Annotated in this window: 17 protein-coding genes; 8 read left to right on the top strand and 9 right to left on the bottom strand. The window is 66.9% G+C overall.

The window, feature by feature from the left end; genetic code table 11:
- Positions 1-14 precede the first annotated feature (14 nt).
- Both CTR55_RS24460 and CTR55_RS24455 read left to right on the top strand, forming a co-directional pair.
- Positions 15-1,514, top strand: a complete 1,500-nt coding sequence (locus CTR55_RS24460) for an NAD(P)/FAD-dependent oxidoreductase (RefSeq protein ID WP_296290150.1) — start codon at positions 15-17, stop codon at positions 1,512-1,514.
- A gap of 150 nt (positions 1,515-1,664) precedes the next feature.
- The gene (locus CTR55_RS24455; protein ID WP_296290148.1) at positions 1,665-2,267 is read left to right on the top strand and encodes a nitroreductase family protein; all 603 of its coding nucleotides are present in this window, start codon (positions 1,665-1,667) and stop codon (positions 2,265-2,267) included.
- A gap of 192 nt (positions 2,268-2,459) precedes the next feature.
- On the opposite strand, the gene CTR55_RS24450 is transcribed toward CTR55_RS24455, so the two are convergent.
- Entirely contained in the window at positions 2,460-3,359 is a 900-nt protein-coding gene (locus CTR55_RS24450) for a LysR family transcriptional regulator (RefSeq protein WP_296290146.1), read from the bottom strand.
- A gap of 104 nt (positions 3,360-3,463) precedes the next feature.
- Here CTR55_RS24450 and CTR55_RS24445 point away from each other — a divergent pair, with 104 nt between their 5' ends.
- On the top strand, positions 3,464-4,699 hold the full coding sequence (locus tag CTR55_RS24445) for a 3-hydroxyacyl-CoA dehydrogenase (RefSeq protein WP_296290144.1): 1,236 nt from the start codon (positions 3,464-3,466) through the stop codon (positions 4,697-4,699).
- Positions 4,700-4,701: 2 nt separating this feature from the next.
- Positions 4,702-6,492: an acyl-CoA dehydrogenase C-terminal domain-containing protein gene (locus tag CTR55_RS24440; protein WP_296290142.1), complete on the top strand. Its 1,791-nt coding sequence runs from the start codon at positions 4,702-4,704 to the stop codon at positions 6,490-6,492.
- 12 nt (positions 6,493-6,504) lie between these two features.
- Here the strand turns inward: CTR55_RS24440 and CTR55_RS24435 are convergent, their stop codons facing one another.
- The 4 genes from CTR55_RS24435 to CTR55_RS24420 all read right to left on the bottom strand — a co-directional run bounded on the left by CTR55_RS24435 (position 6,505) and on the right by CTR55_RS24420 (position 9,774).
- Positions 6,505-6,810: a zinc ribbon domain-containing protein gene (locus tag CTR55_RS24435; RefSeq protein WP_296290140.1), complete on the bottom strand. Its 306-nt coding sequence runs from the start codon at positions 6,808-6,810 to the stop codon at positions 6,505-6,507.
- A gap of 347 nt (positions 6,811-7,157) precedes the next feature.
- Complete coding sequence (locus CTR55_RS24430; RefSeq protein ID WP_296290367.1) at positions 7,158-7,667, bottom strand: dihydrofolate reductase; 510 nt, start codon at positions 7,665-7,667, stop codon at positions 7,158-7,160.
- Between the two features lie 20 nt (positions 7,668-7,687).
- A complete protein-coding gene (locus CTR55_RS24425) occupies positions 7,688-8,755 on the bottom strand; it encodes a hypothetical protein (RefSeq protein ID WP_296290139.1) in 1,068 nt (355 codons plus the stop codon).
- Positions 8,752-9,774 carry a hypothetical protein gene (locus CTR55_RS24420; RefSeq protein ID WP_296290137.1) on the bottom strand — a complete coding sequence of 341 codons (1,023 nt, stop codon included), beginning with the start codon at positions 9,772-9,774 and terminating at the stop codon, positions 8,752-8,754. Before CTR55_RS24420 ends, CTR55_RS24425 begins: the two co-directional genes overlap by 4 nt.
- 164 nt (positions 9,775-9,938) lie before the next feature.
- Here CTR55_RS24420 and CTR55_RS24415 point away from each other — a divergent pair, with 164 nt between their 5' ends.
- Positions 9,939-11,324 carry a DUF2868 domain-containing protein gene (locus CTR55_RS24415; RefSeq protein ID WP_296290136.1) on the top strand — a complete coding sequence of 462 codons (1,386 nt, stop codon included), beginning with the start codon at positions 9,939-9,941 and terminating at the stop codon, positions 11,322-11,324.
- Entirely contained in the window at positions 11,317-12,690 is a 1,374-nt protein-coding gene (locus CTR55_RS24410) for a GTPase/DUF3482 domain-containing protein (protein ID WP_296290134.1), read from the top strand. The genes CTR55_RS24415 and CTR55_RS24410 overlap by 8 nt, the downstream gene beginning before the upstream one ends.
- Positions 12,691-12,845: 155 nt before the next feature.
- Here the strand turns inward: CTR55_RS24410 and CTR55_RS24405 are convergent, their stop codons facing one another.
- Entirely contained in the window at positions 12,846-13,313 is a 468-nt protein-coding gene (locus tag CTR55_RS24405; RefSeq protein WP_296290133.1) for a metallophosphoesterase family protein, read from the bottom strand.
- Between the two features lie 49 nt (positions 13,314-13,362).
- Complete coding sequence (locus CTR55_RS24400; RefSeq protein ID WP_296290131.1) at positions 13,363-14,754, bottom strand: uracil-xanthine permease family protein; 1,392 nt, start codon at positions 14,752-14,754, stop codon at positions 13,363-13,365.
- 270 nt (positions 14,755-15,024) lie between these two features.
- On the opposite strand from CTR55_RS24400, the gene CTR55_RS24395 reads away from it, so the two are divergent.
- Positions 15,025-15,477 (top strand): prepilin-type N-terminal cleavage/methylation domain-containing protein, encoded by a 453-nt coding sequence (locus CTR55_RS24395; RefSeq protein WP_296290129.1) that lies wholly within the window; start codon positions 15,025-15,027, stop codon positions 15,475-15,477.
- 63 nt (positions 15,478-15,540) lie between these two features.
- On the opposite strand, the gene ilvD is transcribed toward CTR55_RS24395, so the two are convergent.
- Entirely contained in the window at positions 15,541-17,379 is a 1,839-nt protein-coding gene (gene ilvD / locus CTR55_RS24390) for a dihydroxy-acid dehydratase (protein WP_296290127.1), read from the bottom strand.
- A 375-nt stretch (positions 17,380-17,754) separates the two neighbouring features.
- On the opposite strand from ilvD, the gene CTR55_RS24385 reads away from it, so the two are divergent.
- The gene (locus CTR55_RS24385) at positions 17,755-18,069 is read left to right on the top strand and encodes a hypothetical protein (RefSeq protein WP_296290126.1); all 315 of its coding nucleotides are present in this window, start codon (positions 17,755-17,757) and stop codon (positions 18,067-18,069) included.
- A 114-nt stretch (positions 18,070-18,183) separates the two neighbouring features.
- Here the strand turns inward: CTR55_RS24385 and CTR55_RS24380 are convergent, their stop codons facing one another.
- Positions 18,184-19,380: a class I SAM-dependent rRNA methyltransferase gene (locus tag CTR55_RS24380; RefSeq protein WP_296290124.1), complete on the bottom strand. Its 1,197-nt coding sequence runs from the start codon at positions 19,378-19,380 to the stop codon at positions 18,184-18,186.
- Positions 19,381-19,463 lie beyond the last annotated feature (83 nt).

Genomic DNA, 19,463 nt, shown 5'->3' with positions numbered 1-19,463 from the left:
AAGGAGCCCCCCACATGTCCACCGAGCACCTGGATGTACTGATCATCGGCGCCGGCCTGTCCGGTATCGGCGCCGCCTGCCACCTGCAGAAGCAGTGCCCCGGCAAGTCCTACGCGATCCTCGAGGGTCGCGAGGCCATGGGCGGTACCTGGGACCTGTTCCGCTACCCGGGCATCCGCTCCGACTCGGACATGTACACCCTGGGCTACAACTTCAAGCCCTGGACCGACCCCAAGGCCATCGCCGACGGCCCGTCGATCCTCAACTACATCCGCGAGACTGCCCGCGAGTACCGCGTCGAGGACAAGGTGCGCTACCGCCACCGTGTGCTCAAGGCCGACTGGGACAGCGCCAGCGCGCGCTGGAACCTGGTCGTGCAGCGCGGAGACGAGGCAGAGCCGCTGCGCATGAGCGCGCAGTTCCTCTTCATGTGCACCGGCTACTACCGCTACGACGCCGGCTACACACCGGACTTCGCCGGGCGTGAGAGCTTCGCCGGGCAGGTCATCCACCCGCAGCTATGGCCGGAGAACTTCGATTACAGCGGCAAGCGCATCGTGGTGATCGGCAGCGGCGCCACCGCCGTCACGTTGATCCCGTCGCTGACCGACAAGGCCGCCCACGTCACCATGCTGCAGCGCTCGCCGTCGTACGTGATGACCCTGCCGGCGAAGGACCCGATCTCCAACTTCCTGCGCAACTTCCTGCCGGAGAAGTGGGTGTACCGCCAGGCGCGGGCGCGCAACGTGACCATGCAGATGGTCTTCTTCATGGCTTCCAAGGCGTTCCCCGGCGCCGTGCGCAAGCTCATGCTCAAGCTGGCCAACCTGCAGCTGGGCAAGGACTTCGACATGCGCCACTTCAGCCCGCGCTACAAACCGTGGGACGAGCGCGTGTGCTGCGTGCCCGACGGCGACCTGTTCAAGGCACTGCGCCAGGGCCGTGCCTCGGTGGTCACCGACCACATCGAGCGCTTCTGCGAGAAGGGCATCCTGTTGAAGTCCGGGCAGGTGCTGGAAGCGGACGTCATCGTCACCGCCACCGGGCTGGACCTTGTGATGTTCGGCGGCGCCGAACTGGCCATCGACGGCAAGCCCTTCGAGATCACCCAGAGCATGGGCTATCGCGGCATCATGCTGCGCGACCTGCCCAACCTTGCCGCCATCGTGGGTTACACCAACGCCAGCTGGACGCTCAAGGCCGACCTCTCCAGCGAGTACTTCTGCCGCCTGATCAACCATCTCGATGCCGTCGGCATGCGCCAGTGCACGCCGCGCCAGACCGATGGAGCGGTGAAGGAAGAACCCTTCCTCAACCTCAACTCGGGTTACATCCAGCGCGCCGCCGACCGCATGCCCAAGCAGGGCGACCGCACGCCGTGGAAGCTCTACCAGAACTACGCGCTGGACCTCGCCCTGCTGCGCTTCGGCAAGGTCGAGGATGGCTACCTGACCTTCACCTCGCCCAAGCTGCGCCAGGCCTCCGCGGCACCGGTCGAGGCGCTGGAGAGCTGAGCCCTCGCGGGTCTCCGTCTTCACCGGCGGGCGCCCGCGCCGTTCTATCGAAATGTCGAATGCACATTATCGATACGCCGCTCTGCAATGGAGCATCCACTCGGCTTACCATGCGCGCCGTTCCCGCCCATGCCAGCCAGAGGATTTTCCATGCTGATCGAAGACGCCATCCGCAGCCGCCGTTCCATTCGTGGTTTCGACACTTCCTATGTGATGAGCCGCGAGGAGAAGGACGACCTGCTGCAACAGGCGCTGCTCGCCCCCACCTCGTTCAACCTGCAGCACGTGCGCCTGGTGGAAGTCAGTGACCCGCAGCTGCGCGCGCAGATCCGCGAAGCCGGCTGGGATCAGGTGCAGATGACCGACGCCTCGATGCTGGTGATCGTCTGCGCGCAGGTCGACAGCTGGGAGAAGAATGCCGAGCGCGTGTGGGACGGCGCCCCGGTTGAAGTGAAGAACTACATGGTCGGCGCCATCGACGGCTACTACCGTGACAAGCCGCAGACCCAGCGTGACGAAGCCATGCGCAGCAGCGGCCTGGTGGCCCAGACCCTGATGCTCGCCGCCCGTGGCCGTGGCCTGGACAGCGTGCCGATGGTCGGTTTCGACTTCGACGCGGTGGGCAAGCTGATCAACCTGCCGGCCAGCCATGCCATCGGCCTGATGATCGCCGTGGGCAAGCAGGCGGTAGAAGCCCGTCCGCGCATCGGCCGGCTGCCGCTGGAAGAGACGATCATTCGCGATCGCTTCTGAGTCCGATGAAACGCGCCTCCGGGCGCGTTTTCTTTTCGTAGGAGCGAGCTTGCTCGCGAACCAGCCCAGCATCAGTGTATCGGGTGAACTCTGTTCGCGAGCAAGCTCGCTCCTACAGGCACGGCCCACCGTTGGTATTTCCCTGTAGGAGCGGGCCATGCCCGCGATCGCGCGCATGGCGCGCTCCTGCATTCAGTTCGGTGCGGCCTGCACAATCCGCTCCACCAACCATTGCAACGCCGTGTCCCGCTCGCGCTGGGCGAGGTACACCAGCTCCAGGTGGAACTGCCCGACGTCGAACGGCAGCTCCAGCACCTGCAACGGCAGTAGCTGGGCGAAGTGTGCGGTCAGCCGCGTCGGCAGCACCGTCAGCAAATCCGTGGTCGCCACCAGATGCGCCGCCTGCAGGTAGTTCGGCGTGGTGTAGGCGATCTGCCGTTTCAGCCCCTGGCTGGCCAGCCACTGGTCGACCATGCCCTTGGTCTGTCCGCCGGAAACCCACAGGTGCCGCTGGCCGAGGAAGGTCTGCAGATCAATCCCGCCGTCCACTTGCGGATGCCCGCGCCGGGCCAGCAGGCGCAGCGTCTCGCTCGCCCACGGCCGACGCTGGAAGCGCGCCGGCAGCTCCTCGAAGCGGCCCAGCACCAGGTCGAGATTGCCCTTGTCCAGCGCCTCGGCCGGCAGCGTCGGCGTCAGGTGCTGGATGGTCAGGGCCATGCCGGGCGCCGCGCTGCCCAGACTTTCGAGCAGGTGCGGCATGCACAGCGCTTCCACATAGTCGGTCAGCGCCAGGGTGAAGCGCAGGCGGCTGCGCGCCGGGTCGAAGGTGTCGCCACCGGCGAGGCTCTGGCCGATGCGCTGCAGGGCATCGCGGATCGGCGCTTCCAGCTCCAGCGCCCGCGGCGTCGGCTGCATGGCTCGGCCGACACGCACCAGCAGCGGGTCATCGAGCAGCTCGCGCAGTCGGTTCAGCGCGTTGCTCACCGCCGGCTGGCTCAACGACAGGCGCTCCGCCGCGCGCGAGACGTTGCGCTCGCGCAGCAGCGCATCCAGCACCCGCAGCAGGTTGAGGTCGAACGTATTCATATTCATCGGCTGAATGCCACTTATCACAACTCAAAATTTCAAAAATAGTACCGCCTTCCCTAAGGTGAGTGGTCTTCAGACGAGCGTTTCAGGCTGACAAGAGGAACAACATGAGCCAGAACATCCGCATCGCCAGCGCCGCCGTCATCGGCGCCGGCACCATGGGCCGGGGCATTGCCATGTGCCTGGCGAACGCCGGCGTGCAGGTCCTGTGGCTGGACAACAACCCGCAGATGCTCACCCAGGCCCTCGGTGCCGTGGCTGACACCTACGCCCACAACGTGCGCCAGGGGCGCATCGACGAGGCCGAAGCGGCCCGGCGCCGTGCGCGCATCTCCCAGGCGGCGAACTACGCGGCGATCCGCGAGGTGGACCTGGTGATCGAGGCGGTGTACGAGAACCTGGAACTCAAACAGTCGATCTTCCGCGAGCTGGATGCGGCGCTGAAACCCACGGCCATTCTGGCGTCCAACACCTCTTACCTGGACGTCGACGCCATCGCCGCGGTGACCTCGCGACCGTCCCAGGTGCTCGGCCTGCACTTCTTCAGCCCGGCGCACATCATGAAGCTGCTGGAGATCGTGCGCGGCGCGAAGACCGCGCCTGCCGTGCTCGAAGCCGCGCTGGAACTGGGCGAGCGCATGGGCAAGGTCAGCGTGGTCGCCGGCAACTGCCACGGTTTCATCGGCAACCGCATGCTGGAGAAGTACGTCCAGGAATCGCGCCGGCTGATTCTCGAAGGTTCGCTGCCGCATCAGGTGGACGCGGCGATCCAGGGCTTCGGCTTCGCCATGGGGCCGTTCCGCATGTTCGACGTGGTCGGCATCGACCTCGAATGGCGCGCCCGCGAGCTGGCAGGCAAGGGCCAGGACGCGCCGACCGTGCAGGTGGACAACCGCCTGTGCGAGATGGGCCGTTTCGGCCAGAAGAGCGGCAACGGCTTCTATCATTACGAGCCGGGCAGCCGCCAGGCCGAGCACGACCCGGAGGTGGACGCGCTGGTGCTGCGCGAATCCGAGCGCCTGGGCTACGCCCGCCGCGACATCGGCGCCGAGGAAATCCTCGAGCGCTGCCTGCTGGCGTTGGTCAACGAAGGCGCAAAGATCCTCGACGAAGGCATCGCCTCCACCAGCGCCGACATCGATACCGTTTACCTCAATGGTTATGGCTTCCCGAAGGACCAGTCCGGCCCAATGGCCTGGGCCGATGCCCAGGGCCTGCAGAGCGTGCTGGCGCGCCTGCGTGACCTGACCGGCGAGCACGGCGCGCACTGGCAGCCGGCCGCTCTGATCGAGCGCCTGGCCGCCGCCAATGGCCACTTCGCCGACGTGAAACAGGAGCACTGAACATGAGTTACCAGGCACCCCTGCGCGATATGCGCTTCGTCCTCCATGAGCTGTTCGACGTCGGTACCCACTGCGAACTGCTGGGCAACGGCCTCGACCGCGAGCTGATCGACGGCGTGCTGGAAGAAGGCGCGCGCTACACCGGCGAAGTGGTCGCCCCACTGAACCGCAACAGCGACGAACAGGGCGCAACCCTGCTCAATGGCGAAGTCACCACGCCCGACGGCTTCCGCGAGGCCTACCGGCAGTACTGCGATAACGGCTGGGCGAGTATGACCGGGCCGACCGAATTCGGCGGCCAGGGCTTCCCGCAGATGGTCGCGGCGAGTTTCCACGAAATGCTGATGGCCGCCTCGCTATCGTTCCGCGTCTATTCCGGCCTCACCGAAGGCGCGGTGCTGGCGCTGTACAAGCATGGCGCGGCGGAGCTGCAGCGTGACTATCTGGCGAAGATGGTCAGCGGCGTCTGGACCGGCACCATGTGCCTTACCGAGCCCCAGGCCGGCACCGACCTGGCCCTGCTGCGCACCCGCGCCGAACCGCAGGCGGACGGCAGCTACAGCGTCAGCGGCAGCAAGATATTCATCAGCGGCGGCGAGCAGGACCTCTCCGCGAACATCGTCCACCTGGTGCTGGCGCGCCTGCCGGATGCGCCGGCCGGGGTGAAGGGCATCAGCCTGTTGCTGGTGCCCAAGTTCATCGCCAACGCCGACGGTACGCCGGGCGCGCGCAACTCCCTGAGCTGCGGCGCCATCGAGCACAAGATGGGCATCAAGGGCGCCTCCACCTGCGTGATGAACTTCGACGGCGCCACCGGCTGGCTGATCGGCCAGGCCAACCAGGGTCTGGCGTGCATGTTCACCATGATGAACGACGCGCGATTCCAGGTCGGGCTGCAAGGCCTTGGCATCGCGGAGCGCTCCTGCCAGGGCGCGCTGGCCTATGCCCGCGAGCGCCTGCAATCGCGCGCGCTGACCGGTGCGGCCGAGCCTTCCAAGGCTGCCGATCCGATCATCGTCCACCCGGACGTGCGGCGCATGCTGCTGACCCAGAAGACCCTCACCGAGGGCTGCCGGATGATTTCCGCGCTCTGCGCCCGCGAACTGGACCTGGAGCACGGCCACCCCGAAGCGGACGGCCGCAAGGCAGCGGGCAAGCGCGCGGCGCTACTGATCCCCATCGTGAAGTCGTTCTTCACCGACGTCGGCCAGGAAGTGTCCAGCCTCGGTGTGCAGGTCTACGGCGGCCACGGCTACATCCGCGAATGGGGCATGGAACAGCTGATGCGCGACAGCCGCATCACCCAGATCTACGAAGGCACCAACGGCATCCAGGCGCTCGACCTGATCCGCCGCAAGCTGCTGGGCGACGGCGGTGCGGAGCTGAACGCGCTGATCGGTGAACTGGCGGCCGTCTGCGAAACCCTCGGCGCACGCACCGAACTGGCAGGCCTGGCTGAAACCGTGCGCCAACGCCTGCTGGAATGGCGCAACCTGACCGGCGAGGTGATCGCCGCCTGCCAACGTGATCCGCAGGAAATCGGTGCCACCTCGGTGGATTTCCTGCAGTACTGCTCCTACGTCCTGCTCGGCGGTCTCTGGCTACAGGCCGCTGGTGTCGCCCAGGCGAAGCTGGCGGCCGGCGAGGGTGACGCGGATTTCTACCGCGCCAAGCTCGCCAGCGCCGAGTTCTACGTCAAACGCATCCTGCCGCGCGCCAGCATGCACCGCGAGGCCCTGCTGGGCGGCGCGGATTGCCTGATGGCGCTGGACGCGGAGCACTTCGCGTTCTGAGCCGAGGGCCCGTCAGCTGCCGCGTTCCTGGCCGCACTGCGCGCAGAAGCGCGCCTGGGGCGCGACAGCGGCACCGCAGCCCTTGCAGGGCGTGGCCTGCAGCGACCCGCCGCAGTTGTGGCAGAAACGGCTGTCCTGAGGGTTCTGTGCGCTGCACTGCGGGCAGGGCTGGGTGGGAACCGCATTGGCCGTCGGGGGTGGCGCCGGCGCCGGTGGATAGCCCGGTGCGCTGTATTCACCGCCGTGCCCGCCATGACCGCCGCCATAGCCACCGCGGCCGTGGTGACCGCCCATCATCAAACGTTCGAGCCAACCCATGATGTACCTCCAGTTTCCCGTCGTGGGGTGGAGTCATTGGGCAGCCTGTAGTTGCTACAGGGTCAAGGGGCGGGTTTGTGAGCGGAGATTTCGTGCAGGAGTGGCCACGAAAAACGCCGCGCCGGGCGACCGGGGCGGCGTTTTTCTTTGCAGTCTCGCAGTTGGGCGCTCCCTCACCCTGACCCTGGCTGCGCACCCCGCTCCTGAGGGAGTGGCGACTGTTCGGAGCGCTCTGCGAGTCAGGCGTCAGCCGGTCGATCAGGGAGAGCAGGATTCATCTCGGCACATACGGCGCCCTCTCCCTATGGGAGAGGGCTGGGGTGAGGGGCTCTGAACACGCAGGGCGATCAGGCCCGCTCCCAAACCTCGAATGCATAAGCCGGCGTTTCGCCTTCCGCGTCGTGCTCGATGCTCGACGCCAGGTGCCACTGGCTTTCGCTCACTTCGGGGAAGTGCGCATCCCCGGCCGGGTTCAAGCCCACGCGGGTCAGGTACAGGCGCTCGGCGCGGCCGAGTGCTTCGCCGTAGAGCTGGGCGCCGCCGATCAGCATCAGCTCGTCGGCTTCCTCTTCCTTGGCCCACTGCTCGGCGCGCTCCAGGGCGGCGTCGAGGCTGGTGAAGACTTCCGCGCCTTCCAGCTTCAAGCCCGCCTGGCGAGTGACCACGATGTTCAGCCGGCCCGGCAGCGGGCGGCCCAGCGAATCCCAGGTCTTGCGGCCCATGATCACCGGCTTGCCCAGGGTCATCGCCTTGAAGTGCTTGAGGTCCTGCGGCAGGTGCCAGGGCAGGCGGTTGTCGACGCCGATCACGCGGTTCTCGGCAAGGGCGGCGATCATCGCCAGGGGCAGTTGGGCCATCTCGACTCCAGTGGTGAACATCAGCGGGAACTCCCGTTGCCAGAGGATACCAGCCGCTCGCCGTCGGCGGGGCCGGCGGGTGGCGGAACGCGCATGAAGAAGGTGCCGTCTTCGTTGACCTGGGTGATGCCGGTGGCCAGCACCTTGCGATAGTCCTTGAGGTTGAACGCCAGGGTCTGGTCCGGGCGCTCGGCCTTGAGCAGTACCTGGGAGTAGGTGATGAGGATTTCGAAGATCTTCAGGTCGCCCGATTGCAGCCAGATGTAGGACTGCCCGGCCTGGCGCGGCGGCTCGAAGGCCAGTGACGCGGCGCCAGCTTTCGGCGTGAACTTCAGGTGCAGGCCCTTGGCGTCCAGCCAGCTGGATTCGACGCGGCCGTCGATGCCCACCAGCGGGAAGACCTGGTGGTAGTTCAGGTGCATCACGTTGTCCTTGAGCACGGCGCCGGGCCGCTCCAGGGTCACCAGCGAGTCCAGGCGCAGGCCCACCAGGCTCATGGCGCCGTAGCTGGGTACGCCGAGCACCTTCACGCTGTCGGGCTGGTAGTCGAGGTTGTCACCGTCGAGCTTCACCGTGCCGGAGAGCCGCAGCGGCAGCCAGGGGCCGACGCCCAGCGGCTGCACCTCGCCGGCCACCAGCAGGCGGTCGCCTTCGATGCTGAGCTTGAAGTCGCGCAGCATGGTTTCCGGGTAGGCGAGAAGGTGCTGGTTGAACAGGTTGCCGAGCTGCTCGGGGCTGAGGATCACCTCGCCCTCGGAGACGTTGATGCGCATGTCCTGCGGGCGGTCGAAGTCGATCGGCTCGCCGGCCTTGAGCGGCACCAGCCAGCCCTTGAGCTGCGGGCTGTGGAAGCCGATGTTGCCCTGGAAGTACATGTCCACGTTATGCAGCAGGATGCCCACGCCGTCCTGGCCGGAGTCGCGCAGGCCGCCTGGCCGGCTGGCCTTGAAGTCCGGCGCCGGCGGCGTCTGCTGGAACCAGCCCTGACGCAGCACGCCCAGTTCACGCTGCTGCTTGTCGATGGCGCTCTCAGCGACGGCTTGGCCGGCCAGCGCGAGGCAGAGCAGGGAAGCGAGGAGGGTTCTCATAGGGTTTTCTCCTCCGGGGCGGGCGCCTTAACCGGCGAGACGGCGATGTGCACCATGCCGTCCTCGCGCAGGCGGATTTCGCCGTACTGCAATTGGCGGCGGTAGTCGTAGAGGTTGAACAGCAGCGGCGCGTCGGGGCTCAGGCTGGTGAACAGCGCGTAGGCCTTCACCAGGATGGTCCGCGCCATCTTGATGTCGCCGCCCTCGATGAACATGTAGCTCTGCGGCGCCTTGAGCTGGGGCCATTTCAGCTCGGCCAGGTCGCTGCCCAGCAGCAGGTCCATGCCGCCGTCGGCGAGCTTCAGGCGGCTCACGGTGAAGTCCAGGCGCGGCGGCGGGAACAGGCCGTCGAGGTCGACCAGGATACGGTTGCCGATCAGCTGCATGTGTGCGGTGTGCAGTTGCAGCACCTCGGACATCTCGATGGAAGCGGCGGTCAGCGAGGGCGTGACGTCCACTCCGTCGACGAAGATTCGCTGCGGCACCAGCGCCACCTTCAGCGGCCCGGCCTGCTCGATCCCGGTGACCATCCGCAGCGGCCTCCAGCGGCCCTTGCGCAGCAATTCGCCGTGGACTTCCTGGCCGTCGGCGCGGGTGCTGAGCTTGAGGTTGCGCACCGGCGCGTTGGCGTTGCGCAACTCCTCGTTGAGCAGGCTGGCGAGGGTGGCGTCGGCGACGAAGATGTCCCCGGCCTGGATGCGCGCGACCATGGATTTCGGATCGTCCAGCATCAGCGGCGTGCCGGCACCCGCCACTGGGCTCATCTGGATCAGCATCTTGCGGATGAAGAAGCCGATGTCGTCGTGCAGGCGGAAGTCGGTGTGGCTGATCCACAGTTGCGAGGTGTTGCTGTCGGACTGCCGGGCGCTGACGTTGGCGTCCAGCACGCGCGGCGGCACCGCCTGCATCAGCGGCGTGTCCGGGCCCCAGTCGGAGGGGCGCACCGGGGGTGTTTCCACGGCCGCCGCGGTGGCGGCGGCCAGCAGCAGGGGCAAGGCACTGAGCATCGAGCGCAGCATGGCGAGGCCTCATTCTTGTTGTTTCTTCCGAGTGTGAGGCTGGCTGGGTGCGGCGAGAGCCCCTCCTTGGTTTGGTTGACGCCATGCGGTGTTACCGGCGGTGCCGGGACGCGGCGGCGAGCAGCGGTTATCCTTGATGCCGAGTACCGACTGTCGGAGACCCCGTGAGCGAAACCCCCGCTTCCGCCCTCGAATCCCTGTGGCTGTGCGAGGCCGTGCGCCTGCGCGAAGAACAGGTCGGCCCGCTGGAAGACAGCGAAGCCAACCGCCGCGCCATCGTCAGCGCTGGCAGCCTCGCGCAGCGCCTGCAAACCCGCGCACGCCTGCTCGCCGAACGCGATGGCCAGCGCGCCGCCCTGCGCACCTGGGTGCAGGGCTCGCGCCTGGCGCTCTACCTGCTGCTGGCGCTGGCGCTGTTCACCGGCGGCGGCCTGGCCTTTGCCGCCCTCGGCGACGGCCTGCGCCCGGTCAACGTGTTCTGGGCCCTGGCCAGCCTGCTCGGCCTGCACCTGATTACCCTGATCGGCTGGACCCTGGCCTTCTTCGCCGGTGGCGAGGCCGCCGGCGCACTGGGCCGCCTGTGGCTATGGCTGAGCGGCAAGTTCGCCCGCGACGCCCATGCCGCACAGCTAGCACCCGCCTTGCTGGTGCTGCTGGACCGCCAGAAGCTCACGCGCTGGGCGCTTGGCTTGCTGGTCCACGGCCTCTGGCTGGTGGCACTGAGCAGTGCGCTGGGTGTGATGCTGGCGCTGCTGGCGACGCGGCGCTACGGCTTCGTCTGGGAGACCACCATCCTTGGCGGCGATACCTTCATCGCCCTGACCCACGGCCTCGGCGCGCTGCCGTCGCTGCTCGGCTTCCCGCAGCCGGATTCGGAGCTGGTGCGCGCCAGTGGCGATGCCCTGGTGGCCAGCGAGAACGCGCGACACGCCTGGGCTGGCTGGCTGGTGGGGATTCTGCTGGTCTACGGCGTGCTGCTGCGCGGTGCGCTCTGGTTGCTCTGCCTGTGGCGCTGGAAGCGCGGGCGTGCGCAGTTGGCGTTGGACGTTTCGCTGCCCGGTTACGCGCTATTGCGCGAGCGCCTGATGCCAGCCAGCGAGCGCCTGGGTGTCAGCGATGCCGCGCCGGGCGAACTGATCGAACCGCAGGCGCAGGCCCCGGCTTCCACCGCCGACGGTGCGCTACTGGTGTCGATCGAACTGCTCGACCGGCCCCACTGGCCGCCGAAACTGCCGGACAGCATCGCCAATGCCGGCGATCTGGACGACGGCGCCCAGCGTCGCCGCCTGCTGGAACAACTCACGCGCTACCCGCCGGCTCGCCTGGTGATCGCCTGCGACCCGCGACGCTCGCCGGATCGCGGCACCCTGGCGCTGATCGCGGAGCTCTCGCGCTGCGCCGCCGCCACTCGCGTCTGGTTGCTGCAAGCTCCAGCGGGCGAAGCGCTGGACGCTGAGCGCCTGGGTGACTGGCACGCCGGCATCGAGCGCTTGCAACTGCCGCACACCTCGGCGTCGCCGCTGGGCTGGCTGGAGACCGGGCATGACTGATGCGCTGAAACTGGCCGTGGTCGGCCACACCAATGTCGGCAAGACCTCCCTGCTGCGTACCCTGACCCGCGACGTGGGCTTCGGCGAGGTGTCCCATCGCCCCAGCACCACGCGGCATGTGGAAGGCGCGCGGCTGTCGGTGGACGGCGAGCCGCTGCTGGAGCTGTACGACACGCCCGGCCTGGAAGACGCCATCGCCCTGCGCGATTTCCTTGATGGCCTGGAACGCCCCGGCGAGCGCCTGGATGGCCCGGAGAAACTGCGCCGCTTCCTCGACGGCAGCGAGGCCCGTGGCCGCTTCGAGCAGGAAGCCAAGGTGTTGCGCCAGTTGCTCGGCTCCGACGCCGGCCTCTATGTGATCGACGCCCGCGAGCCGGTGCTGGCCAAGTACCGCGACGAACTGGCGGTGCTTGCTTCCTGTGCGCGGCCGCTGCTGCCGGTGCTTAACTTCGTCGCCAGCCCGCAGCACCGCGAGGAGCAGTGGCGCGAGGCGCTGTCCCGTCTCGGTCTGCATGCGCTGGTGCGTTTTGACAGCGTGGCGCCGCCGCTGGATGGCGAGCGCCGCTTGTACGAAAGCCTGGCGCTGTTGCTGGAGCGCGCGCGTCCGCAGCTGGACCGGCTGGTGGCCGATCACGAAGCCCAGGCCGTCGCTCGCCGCGAGGCGGGGGCGCGGCTGATCGCCGAATTGCTGGTGGACGTTGCCGCTTGCCGACAGTTGGTGCCTGCTGGCGACAGTGCCGTGCGCGCTGCCACCGAGACGCTGCGCAATCAGGTGCGCAAACGCGAAGACACCTGCGTGAAGGCGCTGCTCAGTCTCTATGCCTTCCGCAAGGACGACGCCCGCGCGGCTGACCTGCCGCTGCTGGACGGGCGCTGGGGCGATGATCTGTTCAACCCCGAAACTTTGCGCCAGCTGGGCGTTCGCCTGGGTGGCGGTGTCGCGGCCGGTGCGGCAGCGGGAGCGGGGATCGATCTGCTGGTCGGTGGCCTGACCCTCGGCGCAGCCACCGCGTTGGGCGCCATCGCCGGCGGCGCCTGGCAGACCGTCGGCCACTATGGCCAGCGACTGCTGGGCAAGCTCAAGGGCAGCCGCGAGCTGTCCGTGGACGACAACGTCTTGCGCCTGCTGGCGCTGCGGCAGCGGCAACTGCTGGCGGCCCTGCAGACCCGCGGGCATGCGGCGGTGGAGGCGATCCAGGTGCAGTCACCCGAAGACCAGCAGTGGCGCGAGGGCAAGCTGCCCGAGGCCCTGCGCAAGGCGCGGGCGCATCCGGAGTGGTCCGGCCTCAATGGCGGCCGGCGCAGCGAGAAGACCGAGCGGCAGGAGGCGGTGGCGCAGTTGGCCATTCATCTGCTCGAACCTTGAACAGGGTATGGCGGCGGTTCGCGAGCAAGCTCGCTCCTACAAGGTCAGCATGGAGCGAATCCAATCGCGGACTCTGTCCGCGATGCCTCCGGTCAATGCGCGGCGGATGCTGCGCCGCGCACACCCTGTAGGAGCGAGCTTGCTCGCGAACGCCCTTAGACGAGCGTGACCAACTCCACCTCGGCCTTCCCCTCGGCCACGGTCAGAATCGCCAAGGCAATCGGCAACTTGAACCGCCGCGGCCCGGCACTCCCCGGATTCAGGTACAGCACCCCATCGCGCACCTCGTTCAGCGGCTTGTGCGAATGCCCCGCCAGCACGATGTCGATGCCTTCGGCCGCCGGGTCGATGGCCAACTGCTTGAGGTCGTGGATCAGGTAGAGCCGCAGCCCACCCAGCTCCAGCCGCAGGGTTTCCGGCAGCGCGGCGGCCCAGTCGTCGGTGTCGTTGTTGCCGCGCACCACGTCCAGCGGCGCCAGTTCGCGCAGTGGGTCGAGCAGTGAGGCGGGGCCGATATCGCCCAGGTGCAGGATGCGCGCGCAGCCTTGCAGCGCCGCCAGTGCTTCGGGGCGCAGCAGTCCATGGGTGTCGGCGATGACGCCGATGCGCAGGGAAGTGGTCATCAGGGGAGCATAAACGACGACGCCACCCGAAGGTGGCGTCGTCTCTGGATCAGCCGTTGTGCGAGGCCCTGACGGCGTCGGACTCGGGCAGGAACCAGTTCAGCAGCAGGGCGCAGATGCCGCCGGTGGCAACGCCGGATTCCAGCACGGTGCGGATTGCGTGGGGCATATGCGCGAGGAACTCCGGCACCTGGGAGATACCCAGGCCCAGCGCCAGGCTGACGGCGATGATCAGCAGCGCGCGGCGGTCCAGGTGGATGCCGGCGAGGATGTTGATGCCGGAGGCGGCGACCGCACCGAACATCACCATCACCGCGCCACCGAGCACCGGCTCGGGAACGGCCTGGATCACCCCGGCGACGCTGGGGAACAGGCCCAGCACGATGAGCATCGCGGCGATCCACAGGCCGACGTGGCGGCTGGCGACGCCGGTCAGCTGGATCACGCCGTTGTTCTGCGCGAACACCGAGCTGGGGAAGGTGTTGAACAGGCCGGCCAGCAGCGAGTTGGCGCCGTTCACCAGCACGCCGCCCTTGATGCGCTGCATCCACAGCGGGCCTTCCACCGGCTGGTGGGAGATCTTGCTGGTGGCGGTGATGTCACCGATGGCTTCCAGCGAGGTCACCAGGTAGATCACCAGCATCGGGATGAACAGGCTCCAGGAGAAGCCCAGGCCGAAGTGCAGCGGCACTGGCACCTGGAAGGCCGGCGCCTCTTGCATGCCGGTGAAGTCCAGGCGGCCCAGGTAGCCGGCCAGCGCGTAGCCCACGGCCAGGGCGATGACGATGGCGCCGCTGCGCATCCAGACCACCGGAATGCGGTTGAGGATGACGATGATTGCCAGCACCAGGCCGGACAGCATCAGGTTCTCGCCGTTGGCGAAGGTGCCGTTGGACATGGCGGAGAAGCCGCCGCCCATGCTGATCAGGCCGACCTTGATCAGCGTGAGGCCGATCATCAGCACCACGATGCCGGTGACCAGCGGGGTGATCAGGCGCTTCACGAAGGGCAGGATGCGCGACACGCCCATCTCCACGAAGGATCCGGCCATGACCACGCCGAAGATCGCCGCCATTACCGCTTCCACTGGCGTGCCGTTCTTCACCATCAGCGCACCGCCGGCAATCAGCGGGCCGACGAAGTTGAAGCTGGTGCCCTGAACGATCAGCAGGCCCGCGCCGAACGGCCCGAAGCGCTTGCACTGGACGAAGGTGGCGATGCCGGAGATCACCAGCGACATCGACACGATCAGGTTGGTGTCACGCGGCGACACGCCCAGCGCCTGGCAGATCAGCAGGCCGGGGGTGACGATGGGCACGATGATCGCCAGCAGGTGCTGCAATGCTGCAAGGACGGCGATGGGCAAGGCGGGGCGGGCTTCCAGGCCGTAGACCAGGTCGGGCTGGTCCTTGGCGGCGGACGGGTTCTCGAGGGAGCTCATGGGCGGCGGTCCGGGAAAAAAAGAGCGCGATTTTACTGGCCCACGGCGGGATCGCACAGTGCCATGCGGCAAGTCGGGATGAATGGGGAAGCCCGAGTTCCTACGACACCTCTGTGCGGCGGCACTCCGAAGGCTTTCGGCCTGGAAAAAACTGCCGAATTTTCAACAGGGTGCGCGGACGCTTCTGAGTGTGCGGGCCTGCTGGCGTGGCTTCACTGGAATGCATCCGGAGCCATTCGGGGGTCCGGCTCAATCCTGAGGGATATGCAGATGCGCAAACAACAGGGCTTCACTCTGATCGAGTTGATGATCGTGGTGGCGATCATCGGGATTCTGGCTTCGGTGTCCTTGCCGCTGTATTCGGATTACTCCTCGCGCTCGAAAGCGGCAGCGGCGATAGCGGAGTTGTCCGCCGTGAAAACATCGGTGGGGTTATGCGTAACGGAAACCGGCAAGCTGGATGAATGTGATAAGGGGACCTACGGTATTCCGGCAAGTGTCGCGACCGATAACGTTCTCTCCTATGCGGTCGCCAAAGGCGTAATTGACGTCACGGTCAGTGCAACCAGTGCGACGGGCAGCAATCTTGAAATGAAGATGACTCCGGAAATTAAGACGGGTGCCGCCAACATCAGTTGGAAAGTGGAGGGGACGATCTGCAATGCCGATCGCGGTATCAAACCGGGAACAGGCGGTTGCGCCAAATCCGCGAAGGAAGGCTGATCTCCAGCTTTCGCGCACAAAAAAGCCCGGCATTCGCCGGGCTTTTTCATGGTTCCACCAGACTCAACCGTCCAGCAGCGCCTTGTCACGCACCGCGCCCTTGTCGGCGCTGGTGGCCAGCAGGGCGTAGGCCTTCAGCGCGGTGCTCACCTTGCGTGCGCGGGGTTGAGCCGGCTTCCAGCCCTTCTTGTCCTGCTCGGCGCGGCGGGCGGCCAGTTCGTCATCGCTCACCAGCAGGTTGATGCTGCGGTTGGGGATGTCGATCAGCACCTTGTCGCCGTCCTGCACCAGGCCGATGGCGCCGCCTGCGGCGGCTTCCGGCGAGGCGTGGCCGATGGACAGGCCCGAGGTGCCGCCGGAGAAGCGGCCGTCGGTGAGCAGGGCGCAGTCCTTGCCCAGGCCCTTGGACTTCAGGTAGCTGGTCGGGTAGAGCATTTCCTGCATGCCCGGGCCGCCTTTCGGGCCTTCGTAGCGGATGATCACAATGTCGCCCGGCTTCACTTCGTCGGCGAGGATGCCCTTCACGGCGCCATCCTGGCTTTCGAAGATCTTCGCGCGGCCTTCGAACACATGGATGGATTCGTCCACGCCAGCGGTCTTCACCACGCAACCATCGAGGGCGATGTTGCCGTACAGCACGGCCAGGCCGCCTTCCTGGGAGTAGGCGTGCTCGACGCTGCGGATGCAGCCTTCGGCGCGGTCATCGTCCAGCGTGTCCCAGCGGGTGTTCTGGCTGAACGCGACCTGGGTCGGGATGCCGGCGGGGCCAGCCTTGAAGAAGGTGTGGACCTTCTCGTCCCGGGTCTGGGTGATGTCCCACTCGGCGATGGCGTCGGCCATGCTCGGGCTGTGTATGGTCGGCACGTCGGTGTGCAGCAGGCCGCCACGGGCCAGTTCGCCGAGGATGGAGAAGATGCCACCGGCGCGGTGCACGTCTTCCATGTGGTACTTCTGGATGTTCGGCGCCACCTTGCACAGCTGCGGCACCTTGCGCGACAGACGATCGATGTCGCGCAGGTCGAAGGCGATCTCCGCCTCCTGGGCGGCGGCCAGCAGGTGAAGGATGGTGTTGGTCGAGCCGCCCATGGCGATGTCCAGGGTCATGGCGTTTTCGAACGATTTGAAGCTGGCGACGTTGCGCGGCAGCACCGATTCGTCGTTTTCGCCGTAGTAGCGCTGGCACAGCTCGACGGCCAAACGGCCGGCGCGCAGGAACAGCTGCTCGCGGTCAGCGTGGGTGGCCAGGGTCGAACCGTTGCCCGGCAGGGCCAGGCCAAGCGCTTCCATCAGGCAGTTCATCGAGTTGGCGGTGAACATGCCGGAGCAGGAGCCGCAGGTCGGGCAGGCGCTGCGCTCGTACTCGGCGACTTTCTCGTCGGAGCAGGAGTCGTCGGCGGCGACCACCATGGCGTCCACCAGGTCGAGACCGTGGTTGGCCAGCTTGGTCTTGCCGGCTTCCATCGGGCCGCCGGAGACGAACACCACCGGGATGTTCAGGCGCAGGGCGGCCATCAGCATGCCGGGGGTGATCTTGTCGCAGTTGGAGATGCAGACGATGGCGTCGGCGCAGTGGGCATTGACCATGTATTCCACGGAGTCGGCGATGATCTCGCGCGACGGCAGGGAATAGAGCATGCCGTCATGGCCCATGGCGATGCCGTCGTCCACGGCGATGGTGTTGAATTCCTTGGCCACGCCGCCGTGCTTTTCGATCTCGCGGGCGACCAGTTGGCCCAGGTCCTTCAGGTGCACGTGGCCGGGCACGAACTGGGTGAAGGAGTTGGCGATGGCGATGATCGGCTTCTTGAAGTCTTCGTCCTTCATCCCGGTGGCGCGCCACAGGGCGCGGGCGCCGGCCATGTTGCGGCCGTGGGTGGAGGTTTTCGAGCGGTAATCGGGCATGACAGGTTCCTGCGCATCAGGTCGCGGTGGGAGTCGATCCGGGTCTTTTCGTGCGGCGGCGTACAGCGGGTAGGGCTGGCCGGCGAGACCTTGAGCAAACTCTAAGTCGTATCGTGAGCGCGGTACGCACCGGATGCAAACAGCAGATGGCCTTGCATGGGCGAGGTCGGCGCGCGGCGTGGCGGGGTCACCGCCTGCTCGGCCGGGGCTCACAGGCCCGCCGGGGGATAAATGGCAGGAATGCCCGGATTCTACGCCGGCCCTTGCCGCCAGGGAAAGGCTGGCGGTCGGCACAAAGCCTAGACTTTCGCCGCCCTGGCGTGGTCTGAATGGTCGCTGGCGTTTTCTGGTTCCATTCGTTGCAGGAGCAACCCCATGAAAGTCACCCGCATCGCCCTGCTCGCCGCACTCTTCGTCGGTAGCGTGCAGGCGTCGTCCGATCAGGCCTGGCAGGCGCAGGACAAGCTGCAGCGCGAGGCCTGCCTGGCGCTGAGTCATCTGCAGAGCAAGAAGGTGCTGGGCTCGCCGGTGCTGTTCGACGACAGCGTGGGCTATACGGCGCTGATGATCGGTGGGACCTACGCGCAGAAGCACATGAAAGGCAAACCGGGCCGCGAGCTGTGCCTGTTCGAGCGCAAGACCGGCAAGGCGGTGATCAGCGAGGCGGATTCGTTGATGCCGGTGAAATGAGTGCAGGGCACCCGTAGGGCGCATAACGCTCCAAGCGTTATCCGCCGTCCGCCGCTGAAATGAAAACGGGGCGCTCCCGTCAGGAAACGCCCCGCTTTTTAAAGCCGTGATGCGTCAGCCGTTGGGCAGCAGGCGCACGGTCAGGCTCTTGATGTAGCGGGTTTCCGGAATCGCCAGGTGCACCGGGTGATCCGGGCCCTGGCCGCCGCGCTCAAGCAGCTGGATGTTGCGGTCCAGGTGACGGGCGCTGCCCAGCAGGATGTTCTGCAGGTCGTCCTCGGGCAGGTGCATCGAGCACGAAGCGCTGACCAGCACGCCGTCCTTGGACAGCAGGCGCATGGCCTGTTCGTTGAGGCGGCGGTAGGCGGCCTCGCCGTTCTTCAGGTCCTTCTTGCGCTTGATAAAGGCGGGCGGGTCGGCAACGATCACGTCGAAGCGCTCGTCAGCGGCCTTCAGCTCGCGCAGGGCATCGAACACGTCACCTTCGACGCAGGCGACTTTCTCGGCGAGGCCGTTCAGCGTGGCGTTGCGCTCCACGCCGTCCAGGGCGAAGCCGGAGGCGTCCACGCACATCACTTCGCTGGCGCCGAAGGCCGCAGCCTGGATGCCCCAGCCGCCGATGTAGCTGAACAGGTCGAGCACGCGCTTGCCCTGCACGTAGGGCTGCAGGCGGGCGCGGTTCATGCGGTGGTCGTAGAACCAGCCGGTCTTCTGGCCGGCCAGCACCGGGGCTTCGAACTTCACACCGTTTTCTTCCAGGGCGACCCATTCCGGGACTTCGCCGTAGGCGTTCTCGACGTAACGCTCCAGGCCTTCGGCGTCACGGGCGCTGGAATCGTTCTTCCACAGCACGGCAGTGGGCTTGAGCACCTGCAGCAGGGCGGCGAGCACGTCGTCGCGGTGCTTCTCCATGGTTGCCGAGGCGAGCTGGACGACGAGTACGTCGCCGAAACGGTCGACCACCAGGCCTGGCAGCAGGTCGGAGTCACCGAAGACCAGGCGGTAGAAGGGCTTGTCGAACAGGCGGTCGCGCAGGCTGAGTGCAACGTTCAGGCGGTGAACCAGCAGGGACTTGTCGAGAACATGCTTGGTATCGCGGGAAATCAGGCGGGCGCAGATGAGGTTGTTCGGGCTCAGTGCGACGATGCCCAGCGGCTTGCCGTTGGCCATTTCGAGGATGGCCTGCTCGCCGGCGCCGAATCCGTTCAGCGGGGTGGCTGCGACATCCACCTCGTTGCTGTAGACCCACAGGTGGCCGGCGCGCAGGCGGCGCTCGGCATTGGCTTTCAGACGCAGGCTGGGCAGGGTCATGGGGAAGGGCTCCGGCAAAAGAGCGGGATTATAGCGCAGCGGCGTGCGCCGCCGGAGTGGGGCGCACGGGCTTTTGGTCGCTT

The organism is Pseudomonas sp., assembly GCF_002796985.1.
Classification (GTDB): domain Bacteria; phylum Pseudomonadota; class Gammaproteobacteria; order Pseudomonadales; family Pseudomonadaceae; genus Pseudomonas.
This window is presented reverse-complemented; position numbering and strand designations above follow the sequence as displayed.

Excerpts from the sequence above, each read along its gene's own strand:
- CTR55_RS24410 (WP_296290134.1), top strand. The coding sequence starts at position 11,317 with ATGACTGATGCGCTGAAACTGGCCGTGGTCGGCCACACCAATGTCGGC.
- ilvD (WP_296290127.1), bottom strand. The coding sequence starts at position 17,379 with ATGCCCGATTACCGCTCGAAAACCTCCACCCACGGCCGCAACATGGCC.
- CTR55_RS24440 (WP_296290142.1), top strand. The coding sequence starts at position 4,702 with ATGAGTTACCAGGCACCCCTGCGCGATATGCGCTTCGTCCTCCATGAG.
- CTR55_RS24395 (WP_296290129.1), top strand. The coding sequence starts at position 15,025 with ATGCGCAAACAACAGGGCTTCACTCTGATCGAGTTGATGATCGTGGTG.
- CTR55_RS24400 (WP_296290131.1), bottom strand. The coding sequence starts at position 14,754 with ATGAGCTCCCTCGAGAACCCGTCCGCCGCCAAGGACCAGCCCGACCTG.
- CTR55_RS24460 (WP_296290150.1), top strand. The coding sequence starts at position 15 with ATGTCCACCGAGCACCTGGATGTACTGATCATCGGCGCCGGCCTGTCC.
- CTR55_RS24425 (WP_296290139.1), bottom strand. The coding sequence starts at position 8,755 with ATGAGAACCCTCCTCGCTTCCCTGCTCTGCCTCGCGCTGGCCGGCCAA.
- CTR55_RS24435 (WP_296290140.1), bottom strand. The coding sequence starts at position 6,810 with ATGGGTTGGCTCGAACGTTTGATGATGGGCGGTCACCACGGCCGCGGT.
- CTR55_RS24450 (WP_296290146.1), bottom strand. The coding sequence starts at position 3,359 with ATGAATATGAATACGTTCGACCTCAACCTGCTGCGGGTGCTGGATGCG.
- CTR55_RS24455 (WP_296290148.1), top strand. The coding sequence starts at position 1,665 with ATGCTGATCGAAGACGCCATCCGCAGCCGCCGTTCCATTCGTGGTTTC.
- CTR55_RS24380 (WP_296290124.1), bottom strand. The coding sequence starts at position 19,380 with ATGACCCTGCCCAGCCTGCGTCTGAAAGCCAATGCCGAGCGCCGCCTG.
- CTR55_RS24445 (WP_296290144.1), top strand. The coding sequence starts at position 3,464 with ATGAGCCAGAACATCCGCATCGCCAGCGCCGCCGTCATCGGCGCCGGC.
- CTR55_RS24430 (WP_296290367.1), bottom strand. The coding sequence starts at position 7,667 with ATGGCCCAACTGCCCCTGGCGATGATCGCCGCCCTTGCCGAGAACCGC.
- CTR55_RS24405 (WP_296290133.1), bottom strand. The coding sequence starts at position 13,313 with ATGACCACTTCCCTGCGCATCGGCGTCATCGCCGACACCCATGGACTG.
- CTR55_RS24420 (WP_296290137.1), bottom strand. The coding sequence starts at position 9,774 with ATGCTGCGCTCGATGCTCAGTGCCTTGCCCCTGCTGCTGGCCGCCGCC.
- CTR55_RS24385 (WP_296290126.1), top strand. The coding sequence starts at position 17,755 with ATGAAAGTCACCCGCATCGCCCTGCTCGCCGCACTCTTCGTCGGTAGC.